Annotated in this window: 23 protein-coding genes; all 23 read right to left on the bottom strand. The window is 49.6% G+C overall.

The window, feature by feature from the left end:
* Positions 1 to 5: 5 nt before the first annotated feature.
* Entirely contained in the window at positions 6 to 1346 is a 1341-nt protein-coding gene (locus tag BLR06_RS08980) for a nitrogenase component 1 (protein ID WP_092071641.1), read from the bottom strand.
* Between the two features lie 30 nt (positions 1347 to 1376).
* On the bottom strand, positions 1377 to 2450 hold the full coding sequence (locus BLR06_RS08975; RefSeq protein ID WP_092071638.1) for a uroporphyrinogen decarboxylase family protein: 1074 nt from the start codon (positions 2448 to 2450) through the stop codon (positions 1377 to 1379).
* A 340-nt stretch (positions 2451 to 2790) separates the two neighbouring features.
* A complete protein-coding gene (locus tag BLR06_RS08970) occupies positions 2791 to 4107 on the bottom strand; it encodes a nitrogenase component 1 (RefSeq protein ID WP_092071635.1) in 1317 nt (438 codons plus the stop codon).
* Positions 4108 to 5574: a nitrogenase component 1 gene (locus BLR06_RS08965; RefSeq protein ID WP_092071632.1), complete on the bottom strand. Its 1467-nt coding sequence runs from the start codon at positions 5572 to 5574 to the stop codon at positions 4108 to 4110. It abuts the gene before it with no gap.
* Between the two features lie 237 nt (positions 5575 to 5811).
* Complete coding sequence (locus BLR06_RS08960; RefSeq protein WP_092071629.1) at positions 5812 to 6861, bottom strand: ABC transporter substrate-binding protein; 1050 nt, start codon at positions 6859 to 6861, stop codon at positions 5812 to 5814.
* 123 nt (positions 6862 to 6984) lie between these two features.
* The gene (locus BLR06_RS08955) at positions 6985 to 8034 is read right to left on the bottom strand and encodes an ABC transporter substrate-binding protein (protein WP_092071626.1); all 1050 of its coding nucleotides are present in this window, start codon (positions 8032 to 8034) and stop codon (positions 6985 to 6987) included.
* 35 nt (positions 8035 to 8069) lie between these two features.
* Positions 8070 to 8921: an ABC transporter permease gene (locus BLR06_RS08950; RefSeq protein WP_092071624.1), complete on the bottom strand. Its 852-nt coding sequence runs from the start codon at positions 8919 to 8921 to the stop codon at positions 8070 to 8072.
* Positions 8922 to 8963: 42 nt separating this feature from the next.
* A complete protein-coding gene (locus BLR06_RS08945) occupies positions 8964 to 9749 on the bottom strand; it encodes an ABC transporter permease (RefSeq protein ID WP_092071621.1) in 786 nt (261 codons plus the stop codon).
* Positions 9746 to 11038, bottom strand: coding sequence for a nitrogenase cofactor biosynthesis protein NifB (gene nifB / locus BLR06_RS08940; protein WP_092071618.1), 1293 nt, complete (start codon positions 11036 to 11038; stop codon positions 9746 to 9748). Before nifB ends, BLR06_RS08945 begins: the two co-directional genes overlap by 4 nt.
* 124 nt (positions 11039 to 11162) lie before the next feature.
* Positions 11163 to 12038, bottom strand: coding sequence for a nitrogenase iron protein (nifH, locus tag BLR06_RS08935; protein WP_092071615.1), 876 nt, complete (start codon positions 12036 to 12038; stop codon positions 11163 to 11165).
* 237 nt (positions 12039 to 12275) lie between these two features.
* Positions 12276 to 12935, bottom strand: coding sequence for an ABC transporter ATP-binding protein (locus tag BLR06_RS08930; protein ID WP_092071612.1), 660 nt, complete (start codon positions 12933 to 12935; stop codon positions 12276 to 12278).
* Positions 12936 to 12948: 13 nt separating this feature from the next.
* Complete coding sequence (locus tag BLR06_RS08925) at positions 12949 to 14148, bottom strand: ABC transporter permease (RefSeq protein WP_092071609.1); 1200 nt, start codon at positions 14146 to 14148, stop codon at positions 12949 to 12951.
* Positions 14145 to 14561, bottom strand: a complete 417-nt coding sequence (locus BLR06_RS08920; protein WP_092071606.1) for a DUF4418 family protein — start codon at positions 14559 to 14561, stop codon at positions 14145 to 14147. Before BLR06_RS08920 ends, BLR06_RS08925 begins: the two co-directional genes overlap by 4 nt.
* On the bottom strand, positions 14558 to 14752 hold the full coding sequence (locus BLR06_RS08915) for a hypothetical protein (protein ID WP_092071603.1): 195 nt from the start codon (positions 14750 to 14752) through the stop codon (positions 14558 to 14560). Before BLR06_RS08915 ends, BLR06_RS08920 begins: the two co-directional genes overlap by 4 nt.
* Positions 14753 to 15099: 347 nt before the next feature.
* Complete coding sequence (locus BLR06_RS08910; protein ID WP_092071600.1) at positions 15100 to 15513, bottom strand: DUF2292 domain-containing protein; 414 nt, start codon at positions 15511 to 15513, stop codon at positions 15100 to 15102.
* A gap of 175 nt (positions 15514 to 15688) precedes the next feature.
* Positions 15689 to 16000, bottom strand: a complete 312-nt coding sequence (locus BLR06_RS08905; RefSeq protein WP_092071597.1) for a DUF2325 domain-containing protein — start codon at positions 15998 to 16000, stop codon at positions 15689 to 15691.
* A gap of 395 nt (positions 16001 to 16395) precedes the next feature.
* Complete coding sequence (locus BLR06_RS08900) at positions 16396 to 16785, bottom strand: cell division protein SepF (protein ID WP_173812997.1); 390 nt, start codon at positions 16783 to 16785, stop codon at positions 16396 to 16398.
* A 101-nt stretch (positions 16786 to 16886) separates the two neighbouring features.
* Complete coding sequence (locus BLR06_RS08895) at positions 16887 to 18590, bottom strand: adenosylcobalamin-dependent ribonucleoside-diphosphate reductase (RefSeq protein WP_092071591.1); 1704 nt, start codon at positions 18588 to 18590, stop codon at positions 16887 to 16889.
* Between the two features lie 80 nt (positions 18591 to 18670).
* Entirely contained in the window at positions 18671 to 20482 is a 1812-nt protein-coding gene (gene typA / locus BLR06_RS08890) for a translational GTPase TypA (protein ID WP_092071588.1), read from the bottom strand.
* A 121-nt stretch (positions 20483 to 20603) separates the two neighbouring features.
* Positions 20604 to 22214 carry an MBL fold metallo-hydrolase RNA specificity domain-containing protein gene (locus BLR06_RS08885; RefSeq protein ID WP_092071585.1) on the bottom strand — a complete coding sequence of 537 codons (1611 nt, stop codon included), beginning with the start codon at positions 22212 to 22214 and terminating at the stop codon, positions 20604 to 20606.
* A 166-nt stretch (positions 22215 to 22380) separates the two neighbouring features.
* A complete protein-coding gene (gene murB, locus BLR06_RS08880) occupies positions 22381 to 23307 on the bottom strand; it encodes a UDP-N-acetylmuramate dehydrogenase (protein WP_092071931.1) in 927 nt (308 codons plus the stop codon).
* Positions 23308 to 23420: 113 nt separating this feature from the next.
* Positions 23421 to 24281, bottom strand: a complete 861-nt coding sequence (locus tag BLR06_RS08875; RefSeq protein WP_092071582.1) for a TIM barrel protein — start codon at positions 24279 to 24281, stop codon at positions 23421 to 23423.
* Positions 24282 to 24312: 31 nt separating this feature from the next.
* Positions 24313 to 24771 (bottom strand): tRNA (uridine(34)/cytosine(34)/5-carboxymethylaminomethyluridine(34)-2'-O)-methyltransferase TrmL, encoded by a 459-nt coding sequence (trmL, locus tag BLR06_RS08870; protein WP_092071579.1) that lies wholly within the window; start codon positions 24769 to 24771, stop codon positions 24313 to 24315.
* Between the last annotated feature and the right edge of the window lie 19 nt (positions 24772 to 24790).

Here is a 24790-nt window from a genome sequence, read left to right as displayed (position 1 = left end):
TCCCCCTAACGGCTGCCAACCAGCAAACCGAATATATCTTCAATTAATCGCAACGAGCCGTCAAAGCCCAGATAGCCCCGGTCCAGCACCACCCTGTTGGAAATGGGATAGGTCACACTTAAATGCGGCGCACTCAGGCTTTCGGCAAAATCCCGGTCCAGGCTGCTGCCCAATACAAAGGCCGGACTGAACGAGTCGAAATAGCGGGCGTTGTTGTTGCGCGGCCAGACTTTGGTAAAATGCTTGCCAACATTATTGGTGTCAGTGTCAAATACCACTTTCGGCTGAATTCCCGAGACAAAACCGTTAAACCGGGCAGCCACCAACTGCTGCTCCTGGTCTGTTAGAACGTCGGTAATGACTACCAGCTCAGGCAGCCAGCCTAAGTCGTCGGCCAGAAAACGGGTTAACGCCGGTCCGTAATTGGCGTCAGCCACCACTATACTGTACCGCTGAAGATCCAAATCATTATACACATCGCCCAACCGTTCCACAAAACCGTAATAATGCTGTTTTTCGGCGGCAATTACTGCTTCCACCAGCTTATTGTCAACCGCAAGCGCTGCACCCACCTGCCGCAGAAAGTCCTGGGTACTGGCGGGGCCAATTGGCAACGGAGCCGTAATATAGGGCACGCCATGCGTTTCCTCAAATAGTTTAGCCGGTTCAATCCCATAAACATCGGATACCACAATATTTAAACCGGCCGCGCCGGCCTGCCTTAAATTTTCAATGGTTTCGCCTTCGGCAAAGAAAGTATTCGCTTGATAGCCCAGCTTTTGAATCAGGTCTTTTAATAGCTTTAAATTGCCTTTCCAAAACACATCCTGAATGGGCACAAGGCCGAATATATTAACCGTCTGTTTATCTTTAACCGCTTGTTTTTCCACAAAGTCAGTAAACAACTTACCCAGAACCAGATCATATCCTTTGAAAGAATTGCCCTTAAAGCCGCCGGTTTCAACCGCCAGAACAGGTTTTTTGCTGTCTTTGAACCGTCTGGCCACAGCAACCGCATCATCGCCGATAATATCAACCATACACCCGGTGACGACAAAATATAAATCGCCGTCAACGATTTCCAGGGTATTGGCGATTTGCTCTTCCAGGCGCTCTTCCCCGCCAAAAACAATATCCCTTTCATAGACATTGGAGCTGGGCAAAGCTTGGCCGGCGCAATAGCCGCTGCCCAGATAACCGGTTGCACCGTTTAATGCATTGCCGAAATTCCCGCCGCAGCCGGCGGCTGCATGAATAATGGAAATTGCCCTGGGCAGGGCTTTCAGGGTAGCTACCGCTCCCCCCATCGAACATAGATAGCGGGGTCTTTCAATAAATTTGTTCATGGATTTTTCCTCCGTATCATCTATCGCAAATCAGTTCAGTCTTTCAGAATCAATAGGATATTTGCCAAACTCTCTTGCTGCTGCAAACAAGGCATGAATATTGTCAGCCGGAGCTCCAAGGGGTAAGCCGCAGCCTAACGCCAGAATATAGCCTTTAGGATTATCATGAGCCTTTCGCAGGCATTCCTTAACCTCCGCCGTCACATCTGCCGGCGTACCCAAATACATAGTGGCCGTAGGTTTTACATTGCCCAATAAAGCAACCTGATTTCCTACCGTGAGCTTAGCCGCCTCCAGATCAACGGTATCATCCAGGCTCAGAATGCCGGCGCCGCTCCGGGCCATATCCGGCCAGATCTTCGTGGTATTGCCGCAAATATGTAAGGACGGAGCGCTGCCGGTCAGTTCCGCTATGCCTGTCGCCAATTCCTGCAAATAAGGCAAAGCAAATTCACGAAACTGACTGGGACTAATCAGCGTCGACGAGGCTGTCGGATCGGCTATCGTTATGTTAGCCCCGATTCCGGCTGCGGCCTTAACATAGGACAACGTACTGTTTAAGCTAAGGCGTAGCAACTGGTGGACAAATTCCGGATTGCGATAAATATCGCGTAAAAAGCTCTCCGTACCCCTGACATTGGCGGCAGTGGTAAAGGGGCCGGCAATATTGCTATTCACCGGTACAGTATCATGAAAGCGTTCTACTAAAATTTCCAAAGCCTCTAAATGAATGGGCAAACGTCCCTTTTTCCCCGGATCAGGTATCTCAAGACGGTGGATATCTGCATAGGCTTTTACGGCAAAGTCAGTAATATATGGCGTATTTTCCTGACCGGGGTAGTATACCGTACTGCCGATTGCTTCAGCAATTCCTGGCAGGCCCGGGCCGCTTGTGACAGCTTCCACCCCAAAAATCCGGTGAGCTTCAATTTGAATCTGAGCTATTTTAGCAGCTGAATAATAACAGTCCCAGGGAGAAATTCCGGCGGCTTTTCCGGCCTGGCCGGTAATATAAATGCTGCAAGGCACCCGGTCATACGGTTTTCCGGCCAGCACAGCTGTTATTCGCTCCTTGGGCGTCATCTCATCGCGAAATATCCTCATTGCATCTTTCCCCCTCCGGCTGAACGGTTCAGGCCTGATCTGAAGTAAACAAAAAAGCAAAGATTGCTCCGCTTAAGAGCTTTCTTTGCCTTCGGCAGGTTTGCCGATCAGTCAAGCAGCATCCATATTGTCAGCTGAATAAGAAAAAGGCCAAAGCGCATCCCCGGCAGGGAACAGCGCTTTAGCCTTCAGTTTATCTGACCAGCTAACATCACAGCTATATTTTCTTGTTATTTATCATAATATCATAGCATTGATTTGTCAATATGTTTTCCCCCTGTGTCCCCGTTTAAACGCAAGGCTGCTTACCAAACCCCAAGGCAGTCTTGCCAGGACCGATTTATTGAAAATCAGCCAGGATGACGGAATAAATGTCCTCTACCAGCCGCAAAGCGCCTTCATAACCTACATAGGAGCGGTCGAGCACCAACCGGTCGCTGACTGGCATCGACACCGATACCGGATAGCCGTTAACTTCTTCGGTCAGCACCCGGTCCCAGGCGCTGCCCAGGATCAGTGGCCGGCTGCGAAATTTGAATTTCCGTATATCCTCGTGCACCGCGCCGCCATCGCTGGTGAAGACGGCCTTAGCAGTAATGCCGTCAACAAAGCTGTTGAACTCCGCAGCGATACCGGCTTGATATTCTTCGGCCACCCCGTCGGTGATATACTGGGTTTCAGGCAGCAGCCCCAGGTCATTGATTAAAAACTTCGCTATGCCCAGACTGTAAAAACTGTCGGCAATGGTGATAAACCGCCGGGGTAAGAGCCTGGTTTCCAGCAGCACATCGGCTGAACGTTCGATATAGTAATAATAATCGGCCTCATGCCGGTCAATGATTTTATCAAGCCGCTTTTCCTCCAGACCGGCATATGCGCCGACGGTGCGGAGAAATTTGGCTGTTTCCGTCGGGCCTATCGGCAGAACGGGGTAGTGTAAATAGGGTGTGCCGAATTTTTCTTCCAAGTGCTGTACGTTTTTCAGACCAACCCATGGCGAGATAAGCAGATTGAACTGGGCCGCCGGCACCTTGTTGAGCGCATCCAGTCCCTTGCCGGGGCCAAAAATAATGTTGGGACGAAGTCCCAGCTCGGCAACCAGGCGTTCAATTGCGTTAAACGTTCCCACCCAAAATGGATCATGAAACGGCACAACCGACCAGATATTGACCAAACCTTTCTCCTGATGGTCGGCCGGCCGCAAATACTGATCAATAATCGAATCGATAACCAGCTCATGACCGAATAAATTCGTGCCTTTAAAGCCGCCGGTTTCAGCGTAGATGACCGGCTTGCCCTTTTCCTGAAACCGGCGGGCGACCTCTCCGACATCGTCGCCGACAATGTCGGAAGTACAACCGGTAAGAATGACAAATAAGTCGGCATCAAGTACGTTAAGAGAATGGCCGACAATGCCCCGCAGCCTTTCATCACCGCCAAAAATAACTTCCTTCTCGCCAATATTGGTACAAGGAACGGTATGCCCTCCGGCGTAACCAGAGCCCTGGCAGCCATTCTGAAATCCCAGCGCCCCCCACAGCTTCTGGCCGCACCCCGGTCCGGCATGCAGAATGGGAATTGCGCGGTCAATCGCCAGAACCGACTGCAATGCGCCCAGCGAGCAAACATGTCTGATTTGTTCAATATACTGCGACATTTATACCACCTCTTCTGCCAAAAACGCAAACGTGTTCTGCTGCATCCACCAGTCAGTGTAAGGCAGCTTAATTCTCTTTGCCAGATTTCTGGCTAAACTGCGGTTGGTTACTGCATCATTTAACCGATGGCCAAAATCAATTAAGCCCTGATAGCCAAAGGCGCTATACTCATCCACAACCATCACCGAGGGAATACCCAGTTTGGTCGCCCAGACTGTGGAGCCGCCATGACGGGCCACATATAAGTCCGGTTTGAGACGATTTAACAAATTCAGCAGCTCATAATTCTGTTGATCGCCCACACTCATTGGAATATCGCGTTCGGCTTGCGCCAGATTTTCAATAGATGCAGGCGCTTCGCCGTTATCGTATTGCGGATCAAAATGCCAGGTTGCCCCCCAGACAACTTCAATGCCCAGTTCTTGCAGTGTACGGATGTAATTATGTCCAAAGCTTGGTCCCATACCGACAACGGCCCGGTAACCGGTAAGCTTTGCCTTGATCTCGGCCAGTTCATCGGCAATAAGGGCTTTTTGCTCAGTAATATACTCCTCCACCGCCCGCTCTTTGCCGACCGCAGCCCCCAATCCCCGCAGCCAGCTGTCCATGCCGGCAATGCCGTGCGGTTGCAGAGTTTTAACATAGGGAACGCCGAATTTCTGCTCCAAACCATTGCCGATATAACTGCCGAGCGTGCCGCAAATACTGATGGTCGCAGCTGCCTCCGACATTCTTGACAACTGGTCGATCGTACTGTAGGGAGCGACAAATACCGGTTCAAGGTCAAACCGGGCCAGCGTCTCGACAATTTGATTGCGGGCGCTGCCGCTAAAATTGATCATATTAATTTTATTGGTTTTTTGTTCCGGCGGCTTTACAATTTTGGTTAATATTGCATGAAAGGCCGCATCAAAACCTGATGCCCATATTTTCGACTTAAACCCTTCGCAAAATACCGGCGCCAGGGGAATGGGCAGTTCTTCCTGCAGTTCATCCAGCACACTTTGAATATCTTCGCCAATAATGCCGGAAACACAGGAAGTAGTTACAAAAATAGCGTTGGGATGAAACCGCCGGTAAGCTTCCCTGATGGTCTCCCGCAGTTTATTGACCGCCCCGAACACCGTATCTTCCTCAACCATGTTGGTGTTTACCACACTAATGTTGCGGTGCTTCCAGCTGCGTACTTTTTCGCCCCACTTATTCTGGGTATTGCTGTAAACACTGTCGGCCGCGCAGCCCACCGGGGCATGAACGACCATTACCGCATCAACAATCCGGGAAAGATAGCTTTGCGCACAGCCTGAACTGCAGGCGCTGGCCTGGCTGAAGCACCTTTCTTTATTTTTTAAAGTGCAGGCTGAAACCTGGGCAACCAGCCCCTTAATTGTTCCCTGGTAACCGGTAACAGAACCCAGCCTGTTTTCCCGGATGGCGGCTTCCGAATGATTAAAATTAATGGACATTTCACTTAAACCCCTTTCGCAGGATATGATTGCTTTCCAAGGACTTAACCGCCCTCAGTCTCCCCTAAAAAAAGCTGGAAGCATAAGAGCGGTTCGCCGAAAAACCTTTTTTGTCTTAAATTCCTTTATTGGATTTATGCCGCACTCAGCTATTCGCGCGATCTGAAATTACCAGATCAGACGCTACACCATTTGCAGACCTTTTCACTTCAAGCATCCGCGCGCTAAATATCCGGTCTAGCGAATTTTTTGGCTATTAACATTTTCAGAAATCACCAAATCAGCTGCTGTTACTTTGCCTTTGGGAATAACCCCTGCTTTTTCCAGATCTGCAATCCAGGGAGTAACCAGGTCGGCGCTTATCGTCGTATCGGCCGCATAATAGTGGACTGCATTTACCGGCACCTTAATCCAGTCTTCTGTCAGCTTTCTGGCTTCTTCCGGATTTTCATTCGCCCATTTTTGCGCTTTAATAATTGCTTGAGAAAACTTCGTGATAATTTCAGGATTTTTTTGAATATAGTCGGTGGTGAAATAGTAATAACCAATCCCGCCGCCCTGGCCCAGCCCGGCGTCCAGACTATCGGCAATCTTCACCATACCGGCATCCTCCATTGATTTATAAAAAGGCGGATGAACCCCGGATACGGTAACTAAACCTTTTTTCAGGGCCTGCACAGCCTGAATATCAGGCATGGTCACCCATTCTATTTTATCCCGTCCGACCCCCTGTCTGTCAGCAATCGTGTTGGCCAGAAAATCAGAGCACTGATTATTTGTAATAATGGAAAACTTGATTTTACCGGCAATTTTGTTCAGATCGGCAAAAGACTTAATGTCAGGATGCTCCTGGGGATTGACATACCAGTTCATGTGCCGCAGCTTCGGGTCCTGTTCGGGCAGCGGATCAATCCCGGCCTTCACTACCCCTTTAATATTGGCTCCGGCGGCAATGGCCACAGCCAAGCCGTTGGGATGAACACTGCCCACATCGTTGTTGCCGTTAAGCACCGACGGGATTTGCTGACCGGGCTGGGTATCGCCGGTATACACAATTTGCAGGCCCTCTTCTTTAAAAAAGCCTTTCTGATCGGCCACAACCCAAGGCGTGGAGCTGCAGGCCGTCTGCGACCAGGTTTTGATCGGGATTAATCCTTCGCCGCTTGCTTTGGTGGCTTCACCGCCTACCTGTTTACTGCTTAAGCTTGCGCCATAGCCTACTACCGCGAGTATCGCTACCGTTACCACGCCTGCAATGATTTTCTTGATTGCCTGTTTATCAGCCATACATAACCCACCTTCCAAAAGTTAATTTGTAGAGGGAAATCTCTTTGGCATCAAACTTTCGCTTATCAGCAAATCATTTGCACCCCTTTTTATCGTCAAGCATCCGCGCGCTAAACGTCCGGTCTAGCGAGTTTTTGAACTATTAACGTTTTCTGAAATCACAAGATCGGATGCTGTTACTTTGCCTTTGGGAATAACCCCTGCTTTCTCCAAATCTTCAATCCAGGGAGTAATTAGATCGGCGCTTATCGCTGTATCGGCCGCGTAATAGTGGGTTGCATTCACCGGCACCTTAATCCAGTCTTCTGTTAGCTTTCTGGCTTCTTCCGGATTTTCATTCGCCCATTTTTGCGCTTTTATGATTGCTTGAGAAAACTTTGCGATAGTCTCAGGATTTTTTTGAATATAGTCGGTGGTGAAATAGTAATAACCTATCCCGCCGCCCTGGCCCAGCCCGGCGTCCAGACTATCGGCAATCTTCACCATACCGGCGTCCTCCATTGATTTATAAAAAGGCGGATGAACCCCGGATACGGTAACTAAACCTTTTTTCAGGGCCTGCACAGCCTGAATATCAGGCATGGTTACCCATTCTATTTTATCCCGTCCGACCCCCTGTCTGTCGGCAATCGTGTTCGCCAGAAAATCAGAGCATTGATTATTTGTAATAATAGAAAACTTGATTTTACCGGCAATTTTGTTCAGATCGGCAAAAGACTTAATGTCAGGATGTTCCTGGGGATTGACGTACCAGTTCATGTGGCGCAGTTTCGGGTCCTGTTCGGGCAGCGGATCAATTCCGGCCTTCACCACCCCTTTAATATTGGCTCCGGCGGCAATGGCCACAGCCAAGCCGTTGGGATGAACGTCGCCCACGTCATTATTGCCGTTGAGCACCGACGGAATTCGCTGATTGGGCTGGGTATCGCCGGTATACACAATTTGCAGGCCCTCTTCTTTAAAAAAGCCTTTCTGATCGGCCACAACCCAAGGCGTGGAGCTGCAGGCCGTCTGCGACCAGGTTTTAATCGGGATCAAGCCTTCGCCGCTTACTTTGGCGGCTTCGTCGCCTACCTGTTTACTGCTTAAGCTTGCGCCATAGCCGATAGCAGCCACCACTGCTACCGCAATGATACCGGTGACAATTTTTTTTACATTTGCCTTACTAGCCATAAAACATCTCCCCTACAAAATCAATTTATTATTATCTAATAGTCTGCTGTCGTCTCTTTCCAGTTAAGCAACCGGCGCTCCAACAGGCCAAACAGCCCGTTAAGCGAAAGCCCCAGCGCCGCTATCGTAAACGTAGTGGCAAACAATTTGGGTATTTGATAATTATTTTGAGCATTAAACACCAGCCAGCCCAGGCCGCTGCTTGCGCCGACCATTTCTGCAGCGATCAGCATAAAGAAGGCCACACTGCAGGCAGTTCTCAAGCCGTGAAATATATTTGGCAAAGATGCCGGGAAAATCACTTTAATAAACAGGTTCGAACCGACGACCCCCATTGACCTTGCCGATTTAATCAGCAGGCCATCCACACTTTGGATGCCTGTAGTTGTATTAATCACCACCGGCCAGAGGCATACCCAAAATATCATGGCCACCTTGGATACTTCCCCAATGCCAAAAATCAAAATAAAAACCGGAAACAGCGAAAAAGGGTTAATTGCCGACAACAAACGCAGTACCGGGTTCATCACCCGCTCAAACAGCGGAAACCACCCGCCCAGAAACAGTCCCAGAGGAATGCCAATCATAACCGCCAAAATAAAGCCAAAAACCGATCTCAGCAAACTGGTTTTAATATGAACAAATAACACACCGCTAAGGATTAAATCAACCAGCGTCTCCAGTATGAGCGACGGGGGAGAGATAAATGTCTGGGGAACCCAGCCAGCTCTTGGCGCAAGCTCCCAGAGCGCCAGGAAAATAATGATTGCCACGCGGTCAAACACGATCCCAGCCAGTTGCTTAATGACATTGCCCGCTGCCCGCTGTTGACGGACGGTATTTTCTCCGACATTGCCGCTTGACGCTTTTTTGAATAACGCCTCCATTGAAACCCCCTCCTTTTGATCACCTTCATCTGGCAGTGTAATTTATTCAATCCGTTCAACCGCCTGTTTCCAGTCAACAAGACTTTCCTCAAGCATATACAGCACATAATTCAACGCAGTCCCCAGAATCGCAATAATGATCATTCCGGCAAACAATCTGGGCATAATTGCATTCACTTCCGAATTATGAATGACCCAGCCCAGCCCGGCATGCGCGCCAATCATCTCAGCGGCAATCAGCATCAGGAAAGCATGTGACGCCCCGGTACGCACGCCGGTAAAAATAACAGGCGCAGCGCCTGGCAGCACAACTTTATTGAAAATGGTCGCTTTATCCGCGCCCATTGAGCGGGCGCTTTTAATATAAAGCGGGTCGATATTTCTCACTCCGACAATGGTGGTAAACAGTACCGGCCAAACGGTTGACCAAAAAATAATGGCCAGCTTAGCAATCTCACCAATACCGAAAAACAGGATAAAAATCGGGAACAGCGAGAAGGCATTGATTTGACCGAATAGCCGAAATAAAGGTCTCAGCTGCTTGGACAAAGCTGGAAAAACGCCGCCCAGCAGAAATCCCATCGGCACAGCCAGACCGACTGCCAATAATAGTCCCACAATGGTTCTTTGCAGGCTTGCGGTGACATGCAGAAACAAGGAACCGTCATTGGCCATTTTGGCAATTTCCCAGCACACCACTGATAAAGGCGGAATAAATTGGCCGTTAATGATTCCTGTACGCGGTAAAATCTCCCATAACAGAAATAAAGTAACCAAACCGGAAATATTAATCAGCCGCCCGAAGAAATCATCCACATATGCTCTCATCCCGCCTTCTCTCCTTTCCTGACGGCAGCGTCCTGTTCCACCAGCGTTTTTACCGCCTGCCGCAAGCCATTTTCCACACTGTCGCAATATTCAATACTCTGGGTTCCCTGCTCGGCCAGCTTTTCTTTTGCATGCTGGCCAATCCTCATCGTCAGCACAGCCTGACAATCCTTGACCGTACGAATCGTGCTTTCCCGCTTGGCTTCTTCTTCGCCGCATTCTTCCATACCCGAACAATACTTATGTACCGACCGTCGTTCCAATAATTTAAATTCACGGCCATCGCCCTGATAAATGATAAATTCGGCGGCATGCCCGAAATGCTGATCAACCAGCCTGCCATATTTGGAGGTTACGGCAATCCGGTACTGCCGGCGGGGCACTGGCGGCTCCGGGGCTTGATTGTCCGGATTGTTGCACATTCTAAACTCAGAAGAGCGGTCTTCATTCAGCAATCCAACAGCATCAGCCCGGCATTGTTTACAATGCCGCATCTGCTGAATATCCAGCTCGCATAAATTACGCATTTCGTTGATTTCCTTCATGCTGGTTTGCGCAAAATGCTCAAATGCGCTGCCCGGAGCCGGAATGAGGGGCATGATATTGGTAATAAACACCCCCAGTGCTTTAACTTTTTTGACTACATCCGGGATATGGCGGTCGTTAATGCCTTTAACCATAACAATATTGACTTTAACCAGCACATTGCGCTCAGTTAAATATTGAATGCCGGCCAGTTGATTCCGGCAAAGCAGTTCAGCCGCTGCAACGCCTTGATAGCGCTTGCCCTGATAAGAAACAAACTTGTATATTTGAGCCCCGATTTCAGGATCCAGCGCATTCATGGTAACCGTAACATGATGGATGCCTACATCGACAATTTCCTGAGCGTACTCGGGCAAGAGCAAACCATTGGTGGATAAGCAGAACACAATGCTGTCATCCACAGCCTTAATTCGCTCAATTGTCTGCCTGGTATATTGCCAGTCAGCCAGCGCGTCTCCGGGTCCGGCTATTCCAACTACCGTTAATTCCCCGATTTTCTCCTTAACCCAGCGGAACTTTTCAAAAGCCAGCGCCGGGGTTAACACTTCACTCGTCACCCCCGGACGACTCTCGTTTACGCAGTCAAATTTACGGTTGCAGTAATTGCACTGGATATTACAGCCGGGCGCCACCGGCAAATGCATGCGGGCAAACTGATGGTGCACTTCAACTGAATAACAGGGATGCTTGCGGGTTTGTTCTAAAATGTGAGCAGGTATGCTGCCAGGGCAAAAATTGCTCATCATCCTCACCTCTTCTCTCTCGCCTTAACATTAGCGGTATGAAATAAGCAAAGGCTGCAGAAAAAAACTTCTGCAGCCTTCAGCTTTTACCTGATCAGCTTAATAACAGGATAATGTAAGATAATTAAATCGCCGCAGCCTGGCTGCGAACTTCACCGGTTTCCATCGCCAGCAAATGATCGGCCCACTGGGCGGCCCATTCTCTTAATTCGGAGGTAGTCAGAGGTGAGGGAACTTTCGATTCAGTAGTCTCAATGACTTTGGTAGCCAGTTTGGCGTAAATTTTCGCCTGCTCTGAGGTGGGCGCCGCTTCCACCGAGGTTTTGCCCTGCAGTTCGGATTGGGTAACCGTTACCGAACGGGGAACATATTCCACAACTCTGGTTTTCGTCCTGGCGACAAAATCATCAACAATATCCTTGGCATATGGCGCGTTGATGGAATTGGCAATCAAGCCGCCCAGCAGCGCCCCGCCTGAATTAGAGTATTTCTGAATGCCCTTGAACAGGTTATTGGCGGCATATACAGCCATAAAGTCAGCGGAAGAAACGGTAAAAACATGTTCCGCAATGCCTTCCCGGATCGGTACGGCAAACCCGCCGCACACAACATCGCCCAATACATCGTAGATGACTACATCAATATCCAGCTCATCATACACTTTCAGCTGTTTTAACAGCTGAACGGCGGTAATAATGCCGCGCCCGGCGCAGCCAACGCCTGGCGCCGGTCCGCCGGCTTCCACGCAATAAATTCCGTTAAAGCCTTTAAAAATGACATCCTCCGGCTTAACCTGACTTTTTTCCCGCAAGGTATCTAAAACCGTCGGAATATAAGTGCCGTCCCGCAGCGTATTGGTGGAATCGGCTTTGGGATCACAGCCGAACTGCATGACCTTATACCCTTGCTGGGATAGAGCGGCGCTGATATTTGAGGTCGTCGTTGACTTGCCAATTCCGCCTTTGCCGTAAATGGCGATTTGCTTGATTTTTTTACTCATCGTATAACCCCTCCTGAAATTGTTTCGTAAAATTTTTACGATAATGCCTATGCTCACATTGCTGAGCCTATCATCTATTGAAATTTTAAAATGATAGACGAAAAGGCCGGGGATTTTTTCAGTTGAAAAAATCTCCGGCCTTTAGTTTGTTCACTAATCAGCCACCTATTGAAATGTCTTATTTAGCATTATACTCCAGGTAGTATAATCGTGCAAGTGATTTTGGAAAAGATATTTTTATTGTCTGATCAGCCGGCCGCTCTCCAGACGGAAAGCTATATCCGCCTGTCTGGCCAGAGCCGGATCATGGGTGACAATAATAACGCCGGCCCCTTCATTCCTGGCCTGAAACAAAGCGTCAACCACAGTTCGGGCCAAGGCGGGATCAAGATCATTTGTCGGCTCATCTGCCAGCAATATCGGGGGCTTAAGCAGCAAAGCCCTGGCCAGCGACACTCTGCGCAGTTGACCCAGACTGAGCTGCTGCGGCTTATAATCGAGCCGCTCCGCCAAACCGAAGTCAGTCAGCAGAGCTTGGGCCCGTTTGGATGCTTCTTGCTTAGGCCGGGAAAATATAGCAGGCAGGATAACATTCTCCAGAACAGTAAGCGAATTGATCAGCCTGGCCCGTTGAAAAACAAAACCAAAAGATCTGCCTCTTATTGCCGCCTGCTGCTGCCGATTAAACGCAGTGACATTAACGTCATCAACCAGAATTTGCCCTGAGGTTGCCGACTGCAGCAAGCCGACAATCGATAACAGGGTGGTTTTACCGCCGCCGGAATTGCCGGTAACGGCTACAGCCGTTCCCGCCTCTAACGTCAGCGATATTTCCGATAAAATCAACTGCTTTTCGTAATATTTACTAATGCTGATTAACTCCAATAAATTGGACATGCTCATCCTCCTGTCAGTCAAATTCGCCTCTGGTCATCACAGTGCCCGGATCGGTCTTACTGCCCTGACGGGCCGGCAGCCAGGCGGCTAAAGCGCCCAGACTGGTGAAGGAGGCGATCAGCGCCAGCGACAATACGATCCGATACGGCCAACCTGGCGCAATAAAGGGAAAGGACTGATTTGCGGTCAGAAGCAGCAGCGTAAGCCAATAAAGAATACCGCCCAGGATCAGGCCGGCGACCGATCCGGCCAGCGATACCGCCACGGTTTCGCCCAGAATGATAAAAGCAATATCACGGCCTGAAGCGCCCAGGGCCAAATACAGGCCCCACTCAGCCTGACGCTCCCAGGTCAAGCTATAAAACCGGGCGAACAGCTGCAGCAGTGAGGCCAGGACAGTCAGCAAACCGATACCGCCCAGCAAGAGCAGCAGTACGGTAAACTGACTGTTAATCCGGTTTTTAATATCTGCGGCCACAATGGCCCTCACACCGCCCAGACGCTGTATATCGCCCGCAATCATCTCAACCCGGGCAGTTTCTCCTGTCTGGATCAAGATTGCTGAAATAAGTCCGTCCGGCGGCCCCTGCTCAGCCCATACGTCGCCCAGTAGAACATCTTTAGCCGCAACACGGCGCGCCTCCTCCATGCTGACAAACAAGGAATAATCAAGCGTTGTACCTGTTTCCTCGGCAATGGCTACAATATTATACCACTTGCCCAGGATCGAAATTCTGTTTTGATTCCAGATTGGAATTTTAGCGCCAAGAATAACTTCATCATCCTTAAGAACGTCTTTCTGAAGTTTCTTCAGCCACGGAGTAATGATCCAGTCGCTTTGCGGGTCATAGCCCAGCATCCGGTTCTGCGTACCGATATCATGGCAATCAGCGCTTAACGATTGAGTAAAAAACTGCGGCGTAGCCCGGTGTACGCCGGGTATGGCCAGGACCTCGCCAAGCAGGCTTTGCGGCATATAAGTATGGGTTGTAGCCCCGCCAAACAATACCAGACTGGGCTCCAGCGTAACCGTATCGGGAACAACGACGATGTCAGCGCCCAGGCGTTGTCTGGCTATTTCGATTCCGGAAGACACGCCGCGATAAATATTGGCCGCGCAAAAAACAATTGCAACCCCGATGGCAATGGTGACAACAATCGCCAGGCTGGGCAGCTTACGGTGCAAAATACTTTTCCAGACCAGAAAAGTCATTCCGCCTCCCCCTGTTCCGCCCGGCGAATCAGCCAGATATTGCTCAAACCGGCCAGACTGTATAAAATACCGCCAATGGTTACGAAAAAGGTCGTTTTCTGGCAGCCCCCTTCCGGGCAGATGCCGATCACCCAAGGCTGCGGAATAATGACAACAACAAGTCCCAGCAGTAAAATCAGCAGACTGGCGAACAGTTTCCCCTCAGCAGTACGCAATACAAATAAGCTTGCCGCAACAATTACCGCCAGCAGCCCAATGATAAATTCGGCCTGATAAGCATAGTGGCAGGCCATTGGCAGCGATTGCCCGCCCACCTTGGCGTGTCCTGTGCAAATCGGAACAAGACGCGGTAAAAACAAGAGACTGATACTGATGATTACGGCAAACCAGGCGATTCCTTTATTTAGATTCACAGTGCCACCTCCTTAAAAACATCACTCACCGGGCAAGCCTGAATCCCCGGCCGCCCCAAACTTGTTCCGGAATGATGTTTATGCTCAGACGGCGCAGCTTTGAACGGCGCCCGGTTTGCCCCGGCATAAAGCACCGCAGTGCCAAGAAAAAAGAACAGCAGCGCCGCCAGTAAAAATTTATAAATTGTCATTTCAGACCCTCCTTAATTTGATGCCTCATTAGTACAGGCACTAACAGCATACCAGCAAAGCTGTTTATCACCGCAGCCGCCTGCAACGGTCAAATATTTGAGCTCCTGCCCAGCCTTGCTATTGCCGGGAAATAATAAAGCCGGAACCATTCCGCAGAATGAGTTCCAGCCTTTAGTTTTCCTAATCAGCTCAATTATTTTTATTGCTATGATACTGTATGACCTTTCATCTGTCAATGGTACTTAAAGACAAAATACGCCCGCCGGTAACGGCGCAGGCCAAACCGGATCACTATCTACACCGTTTATGATGAACAAGATAAGTACAAAGCCTAAAACAATTTATTTTATATACCATCTCCGTGAATTCCTTCCAGTTCATGCACACGGCGCTTTTCTGTCTTTTCAATTTGTTCCACTTGGCCGTTATCCAGCCGGATAACCAGCTGACCATATTGAATTGCTTGTAGTTCAGCTGTAATTTTGCCTTGCAGCGGGTGCTTTTTCTGCGGTTTATCATAACTGATACAGCCTGCTTCCCTGGTCTTAGCCGAAATAATGAATTTTTCCGTTTTTTCAATTTTGACCACATGCCCATCCTGAATGGTTAATATTAAATAGCCGTTTTTAACGGTATGTAGAAAATGAATAATAATATCCAATACCTGCAGCGGTACCGGCCTGATTTGGCTTACTCTGCTCTCGTTCCGTCCGCGGATTGCCGCTGCGGTTTTCTTGCTTGCCGCAAAAACTTCTGTCATCGGTATCATCCTTTCTCAAAATCAAAAAATGGCAAAGGACTAGTTCACCGGGAACCCCTTTGCCTTCAGTGTTTACTGATCAGCCAGCTACCTGATTCTGTTTGCTGTGTCCTTTTATGACACAAGGCTGACAGCAGTCAGTGCAGCCAGCGGCTTACGGTGCGAAACCGCTCTTCTACTGCAGCCTGCAATCACCCCGCTCCTTGAAATGATAATTCGCCAGCTTCTCTTGCAATGAACTCCAGGAGCGATTGGCAAAAATCAGCGGTACTCCCTGGGCTTTAGCAACCTGCTTGATATTGTTTGTTGTAATATGATTGACATAATCGATGAATACCACAATTAAAGCAATGGAAATTGGTATTTTCGTTTTTCTCCGGTTGGCGGCTTTGCGCCCGGTAACATGTTCAACAGCATTGATGCCCAGCAATTGTAAATTTTTTTCGATATTTCCCAAATGATCCGCACCAACTAGCATTACTGACATTTTCATCCCCCTCTGCTTTAATAGGATTCGGTTTCTTCGGGAACAACCAGTAAGTTTTTTTAAATAAAAATAGCCGGACTATGCCTACCAATAAAATGATGACATGCCGGCCTCTGGTTATACCAGTCAGCTTGAAAAAAGGCTAAAAGCTTTTTCTTAAAATTTAAGAAAAAAACTTTTAGCCTTCAGGTTTTCTGATCAGCTCAATGAAATTATTTATCGTTATTAAAACATCTTTTTTTCCATTTGTCAAGGTGTTTTGCCGCCGGAAATTTCGCTGTAAGGCTGACACCGGTCTTAGTAAAGTTGAAGCAATGTCAAAAACTGTTGCCGCGCAAAAAAACAGTTCTAACTGTATGCCGGTTAGAACTGCCGGACTCTGATCGGCCTGCCGGTTATTGTTTGATATAGGTAGGAATGGCGTAGGCATATAACTCTTTGCTGATATCGACATTTTCCGGTACATAGATCATGCTTGTTTCGGTCAGTTTTTGCACTGCTCCGGCTAAGGTATAGCAGACTCCATTAAGAAAATCGCCAATGCGCTGCCTGGTATCCTGATCAACATGCTCAAAATTGACAATAATTGCCTCTTTTGCTTTTAAATGATCGGCAAAGTCCCGGACATCATCAAAACTATGCGGTATGGCAATCAACAGCTTTAACTCGGTGGCAGTACTGCTGTGAACAGTAAGATTAGGGCGCGGCAGTTCAGTTTTATGTTCTTCAGCTTCTTCCACTGGCATCAAAAAATTCGTCAGCTTATAAATTAGGCCGCCAGTCATTTTTTTCGCCTCCATTACATGCTTCATTTTAGTCACCATTTTTTGGTAAATATTCGACAATTTAAGCTTTATTCCTGCAGGCGCGGAAAAATAATTTCACTTTATTGCTCACACTTAGCACACTCTGTCGTACCATGGGTCAGAACCTGGCCGCTTCTGCTGGCATCGCGGTATACAGTTACCCCTTTGCAGCCGGCCTGATAAGCTTCCCAAAAAATCCTGTCAACAGTTTCCAGAGGCGTATTCCGGGGCAAATTAACCGTTTTTGATACGCCATTGTCGGTATGCCGCTGAGCTGCCGCCAGATGGGCGACATGCCAGCGCGGTTCAATTTCATGAGCGGTAGCCAGCACGGCTTTGATCTCTGCCGGCAAATCGGCGGCCGCTACGCTGCCGGAATTTTTCACGGCGGCATTCGCATCATTTAGCAGACCCCGGGCAGCCAAATACCGCCAGACGACAGGATTGGCGCCGGTAAGCATCCGGCCGTCCAGCACCCGGCGCGTTACCGCCAGGGCAAACAGCGGCTCAATGCCGCTCGAGCACTGGCCGATTAAGCTGATGCCGCCGGTAGGGGCAATGGTGGTTACGGTGGCATTGCGCATTGCCGTATAGCGCCCGGCATAAATACTGGCGTCAAACGCTGGAAAACTGCCTCGCTGAACGCCCAGTTCCAGCGACATTTGCCGGGCTTCCGCAGTGACAAACTCCATCACCCCCGCCGTCAGCCGTACTGCCTCTTTGCTGGCATAAGGCAGATCAAGCAGGATCAATAAATCAGCCAGTCCCATAATACCCAGCCCGATCTTACGGGTCAGCCCGGTTTGACAGCCAACCGCCGGCAGCGGAAAATGATTGACATCGATTACATTATCTAAAAACCGGACGGCTGTTCGCACAACCTGGCGCAGTTTATCATAATCCAGACTGATGCGCTGTTTTGCCATAACTCTGACCATCCGGGCCAGGTTAATTGACCCCAAATTGCAGGACTCATAAGGCAGTAACGGCTGCTCGGCGCAGGGGTTAGGGCTTTCGAAGCTTCCTAATGCAGGCGTGGGGTTGGCTTTGTTGACGGTGTCAATGAAAAACAAGCCCGGCTCGCCGTTTTCCCAGGCCATTGCAACCAGACGTCCATAAATCTCCCGGGCCTCCACGGTTGCCGCAACGACCCCGGTACGGGGATTAATCAGGTCAAAGAGGCCGCCGTCAGCCACGGCAGCCATAAATTTATCGGTAATAGCCACCGATAAATTAAAATTGTTCAGAACATCCCGCTGCCGCTTGACTTCAATGAACTCCCGGATATCAGGATGATCCACCCGCAGTACCGCCATATTGGCGCCGCTGCGGACAGCCCCCTGTTTTACCGCCTCTGTCGCCGCATTATATACTTGCATAAACGAAACCGGCCCGCCGGCCGAATTGCCGGTTGCCGCTACCAGATCGCCCCTGGGTCTGAGACGCGAAAAGGAAAACCCGGTGCCGCCGCCGCTTTGCTGAATCAAAGCGGCCTCCTTCAGCGTCTCAAAAATGCCGGCCAGTGAATCCTCAATGGGCAGGACAAAGCAGGCCGCCAATTGCGCGCCTGGTTTTCCGGCATTTATCAGCGTTGGGGAATTCGGTAAAAACTCCAGATTCGCCATCAACTGATAATACGCTTTGGCTGCAGCCTGAGCGTCGGCCCCATACAGCGTTTCAGCCTGAGCAACATGTTTTGCCGCCCGCATAAACATTTCCGTCGGCGTTTCCCCGTCCAGCAAATAGCGGGCTTTGAGAATCGCCGAAGCTTCCGGTGAAAGCATAGAAAAAGCCTCCTTCATGCCCGGTCCGGCCCCGTGCAGTTGCCTTGCAGTATAGTGACAGTGTTAACCTACTGCTTAAGCTATTGGTTGTTCTTCCGGTCTCGGTTACGGGCGGCGCGATCCAGAATGGTTTTGCGCAAACGGATACTGTGCGGCGTTACTTCTACCAATTCATCCTTATTAATATACTCCAGCGCCTGCTCCAGACTGAGAATGCGCGGCGGAGTCAAACGGATCGAATCATCGGAGGCGCTGGACCGCATATTGGTCACATGCTTTTTCTTGCAGGGATTTACATCCATATCCAGTTCCCGGGCATTTTCCCCGACAATCATACCGGTATAGACAGCCTGACCCGGTACGACGAACATAACGCCGCGGTCCTGAACAGTATTGATGCCATAAGCCGTTGTTTCTCCATCCTCAAAGGCGATGAGCACCCCGCGGCTGCGGCCCGGAATCTCACCTTTAAACGGTACATAGCCATGAAAAATATGATGCATAATGCCATTGCCCTTGGTATTGGTCAGAAATTCGGATCTGAAACCGATCAACCCCCGGGCCGGAATGACAAATTCCATGCGCAGATAGCCGGCCAGTTCGGTCATATTGACCAATTCGGCTTTGCGGGTTCCCAGGGATTCCATCACCGCCCCCATGAATTCCTGCGGAACATCAATGGTTAAAGCCTCCATCGGCTCACAACGCTGACCGTTAATAGTTTTGTAAATAACCTCAGGCTTGCCGACCTGCAGTTCAAACCCTTCCCGTCGCATGGTCTCAATTAATATGGATAAATGCAGTTCACCCCGGCCTGACACTTTAAAGGTATCGGCATTGTCGGTTTCCTCAACCCTTAAGCTGACATTTGTTTCAACTTCCTTAAACAAACGGTCCCGTACATGCCTGGAAGTAACCAGAGTACCCTCACGGCCGGCAAACGGGCTGGTGTTGACGCCAAAAGTCATGGCCAGCGTCGGTTCGTCGATATTAATGGCGGGCAGCGCTTCAGGGTGCTCAGTGTCCGCAATGGTCTGACCGATACTGACATTATCCAGGCCGGTTACGGCAATAATATCACCCAGGCCGGCCTCTTTTACTTCTACCCGCTTTAAACCCTGATAACCGTAGAGCCGGCCGATTTTAGCCCTGGTTTCCAAATCGCCGTTTAATACCAGCACATTTTGTCCGTTAAAAACCCGGCCGCGAATAATCCGGCCGATCGCGATCCGGCCCACATAGTCATCGTAATCCAGCGTAGTCACCATAATTTGCAGCGGGCCATCCAAGTCGCCTTCCGGCGCTGGAATTTCTTTGATCAATAAATCAAACAAAGGTTTTAAATCCGTTGCTTCATCCGCCATGTTCAGCTTAGCGTACCCGTCACGGGCGGCGGCATACACCACCGGAAAATCCAGCTGGTCGTCATCGGCTTCCAGCTCAATAAACAGTTCCAGAACCTCATCTGCGACATCTTCCACCCGCTCGTCAGGCCGGTCTATTTTATTAATAACCACAATGGGTTTTAACTTTTGCTCCAAGGCTTTACGCAGCACGTATTTCGTCTGCGGCATCGGCCCCTCAAAAGCATCTACCAGCAGCAAAACGCCATCCACCATATTGAGCACCCGTTCCACTTCACCGCCAAAATCGGCGTGTCCCGGAGTGTCAACAATATTAATTTTGACATCGCCGTACATCACCGCCGTATTTTTTGATAAAATGGTTATCCCGCGCTCGCGCTCCAGGTCATTTGAGTCCATCACCCGTTCAGCTACCAGCTCATTGGCGCGGAATATACCGCTTTGCCTGAGCATTGCATCAACTAAGGTAGTCTTGCCGTGGTCAACATGAGCAATAATTGCTATATTTCGTAAATCGTCCCGTTTCATAAGCCCTCCTAAATAAATAAGAAAAAGGATGTCGTCGTTTTTACATACATCCTTTTTAGTGTACATATACAGACCACTATATTATACTACCGGCTGACTGTCAATTATAAACAACAGTTTTTTATAAATCTTTGACTAATTTTTTTAGGTATTTCAACACTTTTTCCATTCGAATGATTGCCTCGGACAATTTGCCGGGGTGTTCGGCCACTAGCTCGATCAACTGCCGGCGCTGCAGCTGGTAATCGGCCTCAGCCTGATTTAAATAGTCTTCCAGTTCTTTAACCTCCGGCACCAAAGCCGCCAGCTCCGTCTGCTCAATATGCCACTTACGGCCGGTAATAACCGCAACCTCGCCATAACGCGGAATATAGCTCGACAGCTCCAGCTGTTCCCGAATCAGCGCGGCTAACGGCTCAGCGGCCGTTGATTCGCCATGCACCAGAAATATATTGGCCGGCTTGGGCTCGGCAAAGTACTTTAACCATTCCAGCAGCTGGGCCTGGTCGGCATGCGCGGAAAAACCGTCCAGATTATAAATGGCTGCTTTTACGCCAATTTCCTCACCCATGATTTTTACCCGCTTAACGCCTTCAATTAAACGCCGCCCCAGACTCCCTTCCGCCTGATAGCCGACAAACAGCACACTGCTCTCCGGCCGCCAGAGATTATGCTTTAAATGATGCAAAATCCGCCCGGCGTCAGCCATCCCGCTGGCCGATATAATAATTGCCGGAGTATCCAGATAATTCAGCGCCTTTGATTCTTCCGCCGTTTTGGTAAATTTCAGCTGCGGCAGCTTCAAAGGATTTTGTTGATACTGCAGGATCATTGCATAAGCCTCACTGTCATACTCCTGGGTATTATGCAGGAATATATCAGTGGCCGAAATGGCCAGCGGGCTGTCAATAATCACTGGGATATCAGGGATTTTTCCGGCTTTCAGCAAGCTGTGCAAATGGTAAAGCAAAGCCTGGGTGCGTCCTACGGCAAAAGACGGAATAATAATATTGCCGCCCCGGTCTACCGTGGCATTGATAATTTCAGCCAGTTTTTCCTCTTTGTCATATTGCTCATGGGTCCGGTTGCCATAGGTAGCCTCAGTAATAATATAATCGGCCCTGGAAATAAACGTCGGGTCTCTGAGGATCGGCTGATCGGGCTGGCCCAAATCACCGGAAAACAACAGTTTAACTGTTTCGGCTCCTTCGGTGACGTTAAGCTCAACGATGGAAGAACCCAGGATATGGCCGGCGTCATGAAAAACGACGCGTATTTCGTCAGCCAGATCCAGCTGCTGATCATACGCAACAGGTGAAAACTGCTGCAGGCTAGCGAAGGCCTCCGCAACCGTGTATAATGGTTCAACAGCCTTTTTCCCGGCCCGCCGCCCCTTACGGTTGGCGATTTCGGCATCAAACTCCTGGATATGCGCGCTGTCGGGCAGCATAATATTACATAGCTCCGCCGTAACTTTAGTCGCATAAATAGGTCCTTTAAAGCCCTGCTTGCATAATTTAGGCAGCAAGCCGCTATGATCGATATGGGCATGCGTGAGTAAAACGCAGTCCAGCGAGGCCGGGTCAAAGGAAAAATCGCGGTAATTCAAAGCCCGCACCGGCTTAGAACCCTGAAACATGCCGCAATCCACCAGTATTTTGTGTGCCCCGGTCTCCAGTAAAAAGGATGAGCCGGTGACCATTCTGGCCGCTCCGAGAAAACTTAACCTCATAGCTAGCCCTCCCTGTTATTCTTTGACAGTTTATGTGGATATATTCCACAATTTGCAGCCATTTACCTGCACAAACAAGGGGACCGCCCCCTTGTTTGTTTCATTCAGGAAAATTGAAGAGATGTCTTCGTCCTGCTTTGCACAAAGACATCCCCTTGGCCTGTCACTATTGCTCCCCCAGGGTCCGCACTTCCGGATACAGCATAACGCCATGCTGGCGATAAACCCGCCGCTGCACTTCTTTAATCAGATTCAGCACATCTTTAGCGGTCGCGCCGCCGGCGTTAATAATAAAGCCGGCATGCTTGGGAGAAACCTGAGCGCCGCCGATGGTCAAGCCCTTTAAACCGGTCTGTTCAATTAACGTTCCGGCAAAGTGTCCGGGCGGGCGCTTAAAGGTACTGCCTGCACTGGGCACTTCCAACGGCTGTTTGATCTCGCGCTTAGTCGTGTAATCGCCCATCCTGCTTCTGATTAAATTCTGCTCGCCATTTTGAAACATCAGTTCAACTTCACAGATGGTACAGTGGTTTTCTTGAAAAACGCTGTGCCGGTAAGAAAACTTAAGCTCCGGTTTTGTAAACCGTTTTACCGCGCCATCCGGGCAAACGGCGGTCACCGCCGTCACGATATGGCTCATCTCGCCTTCATAGGCTCCGGCATTCATAAAAACAGCCCCGCCAATACTACCGGGAATGCCAATAGCAAATTCCATGCCGGACAGTCCCTGCTCGGCGGCATACCGCGATACATCCCGCAGCAGGGCGCCGGCGCCGGCTGCGACCCGGTTGCCGGCATGGCTTAAGCGGGACATTTGTTCGCCGAATTTTAAAACCAGTCCGCGAATGCCGTTATCGAGCACCAAAACATTAGAGCCGTTGCCCAGTACGGTAACCGGTATGTCATACAGTTTCGCCAGTTTAAATACCGCAGTTACTTCAGCTGTCGTTTCCGGCAGTACAAAGTAATCCGCCGGCCCGCCAATGCAAAACGTGGTATGATTGGCTAACGGTTCATCCAACAGCAATCGTTCCGGGGGAATTACCTGTTCAATTTTTGTTAAAAACTCGCTATTTTTTCGCAAAAATTTCATTCCTTTGGTGAAAATGTCACCATATATTTTAAAAACTGCCTGCATTTCACCAATTATCCTATGCCGCTGGTGCAAATTTAATACTAAAAGTATGGAGCCCGACCGCCGCGTGGTTAAGCCCTGCCGCCCCGCAGCGACCAATAGAAATCCTGCATGGTTTTGGCGTCAAGCGCCTGCGTGCCGGCGGACTCACAAATCACCCGCGGTGTATAGCCCTGTTCGGCGCAAACCTCCATCAGCGGTTCATACGGCGGGCCGTACACATCGGCAAAAGTCCAGTGCCGGCGCTCACCGGCCTTAGTAAATTCAATTTTGCTAAAATGGATATGCAAATTCCCGGCAACGTCCGCGCCCAGTTCCTCGCCCACCTGTTCAAAGACTGCGGCAAATTCGGCGCGGCTGGTATAAGCCCCGCCGGTTACGGCATGTAAATGGCCAAAATCGATTGCCGGTATCACCCATTTAGACAGCTTGCATATAGCCAGAACCTCGGCTAGATTGCCCAGCTGATTTTGTTTGCCCATTGTTTCCGGCAGCAAATAAATACCGGTAAGGCCGCGCTTTTCAGCCAGCTCCAAAATAGCGGCAAATGCCCGCTGGGCCCTTGCCATCGCTGCTTTGCGCTCCTGTTTGCCGGGACCGCCGATATGAAAGACAATCCGGTCAGCGCCCATCCAGCTGGCAGCCGTTAACGCCTTCAAAAAATGATTTTGTGTATTGGCGGCAATTTTTTCATCCTCAGTAGCCAGACTGATAAAGTAAGGCGCATGAATACTTAAGCTTATGCCGTATTGCGCTGCTTTAAGACCAATGGCCCGGGCCGTTTCTTCCCGGACATGAACCCCGCGGCTGCATTGATACTCATAGGCGGACAAGTTTAAATCCGCCAGCCAGGCCGGCATCTCAACCGATGCCTTTTTGCCGCTTTCATAGAAAGCTTCCGGATTGCCAGCCGGACCAAATATTGCCGACATTAACCAAATCACCAACTTCTATTACAATAATTTATCTTAAATCAGGAAAGCCAACCTGCCGGAGCGCCTCATACACCACAATGGCCGCCGCATTGGACAGGTTCAGCGATCTGGCGTCATCCAGCATGGGAATGCGCACGCAATTTGCCCGGTTACTATCCAGAATTTCCGCCGGCAGTCCGGCAGTTTCCTTGCCAAATACCAACAGATCATCAGCAGTATACTGCACAGAAGTATAAGGCTGCCTGGTTTTTGTGGTGTTAAAATAAAAATTACGCCCGGCATATTGGGCGGCAACTTCCGAAAAGCTTTCATAATAATGGATGGTTACCAAATGCCAGTAATCCAGACCGGCCCGTTTAAGATACCGGTCATCCACGGAAAAGCCCAGTGGTTTGACCAAATGCAGCTCACAACCGGTAGCCGCGCACAATCTGGCTATATTCCCCGTATTCCCCGGTATCTCCGGTTCAACTAAAACAATATGCATCAAATCACTCCAGTATAAA

Origin of the sequence: Dendrosporobacter quercicolus, assembly GCF_900104455.1 — a bacterium.
In the GTDB taxonomy this organism is placed as follows: Bacteria; Bacillota; Negativicutes; order DSM-1736; family Dendrosporobacteraceae; genus Dendrosporobacter; species Dendrosporobacter quercicolus.
Note: the sequence above shows the minus strand (reverse complement) of the source record. Positions and strands in the feature narration are given on the sequence as shown.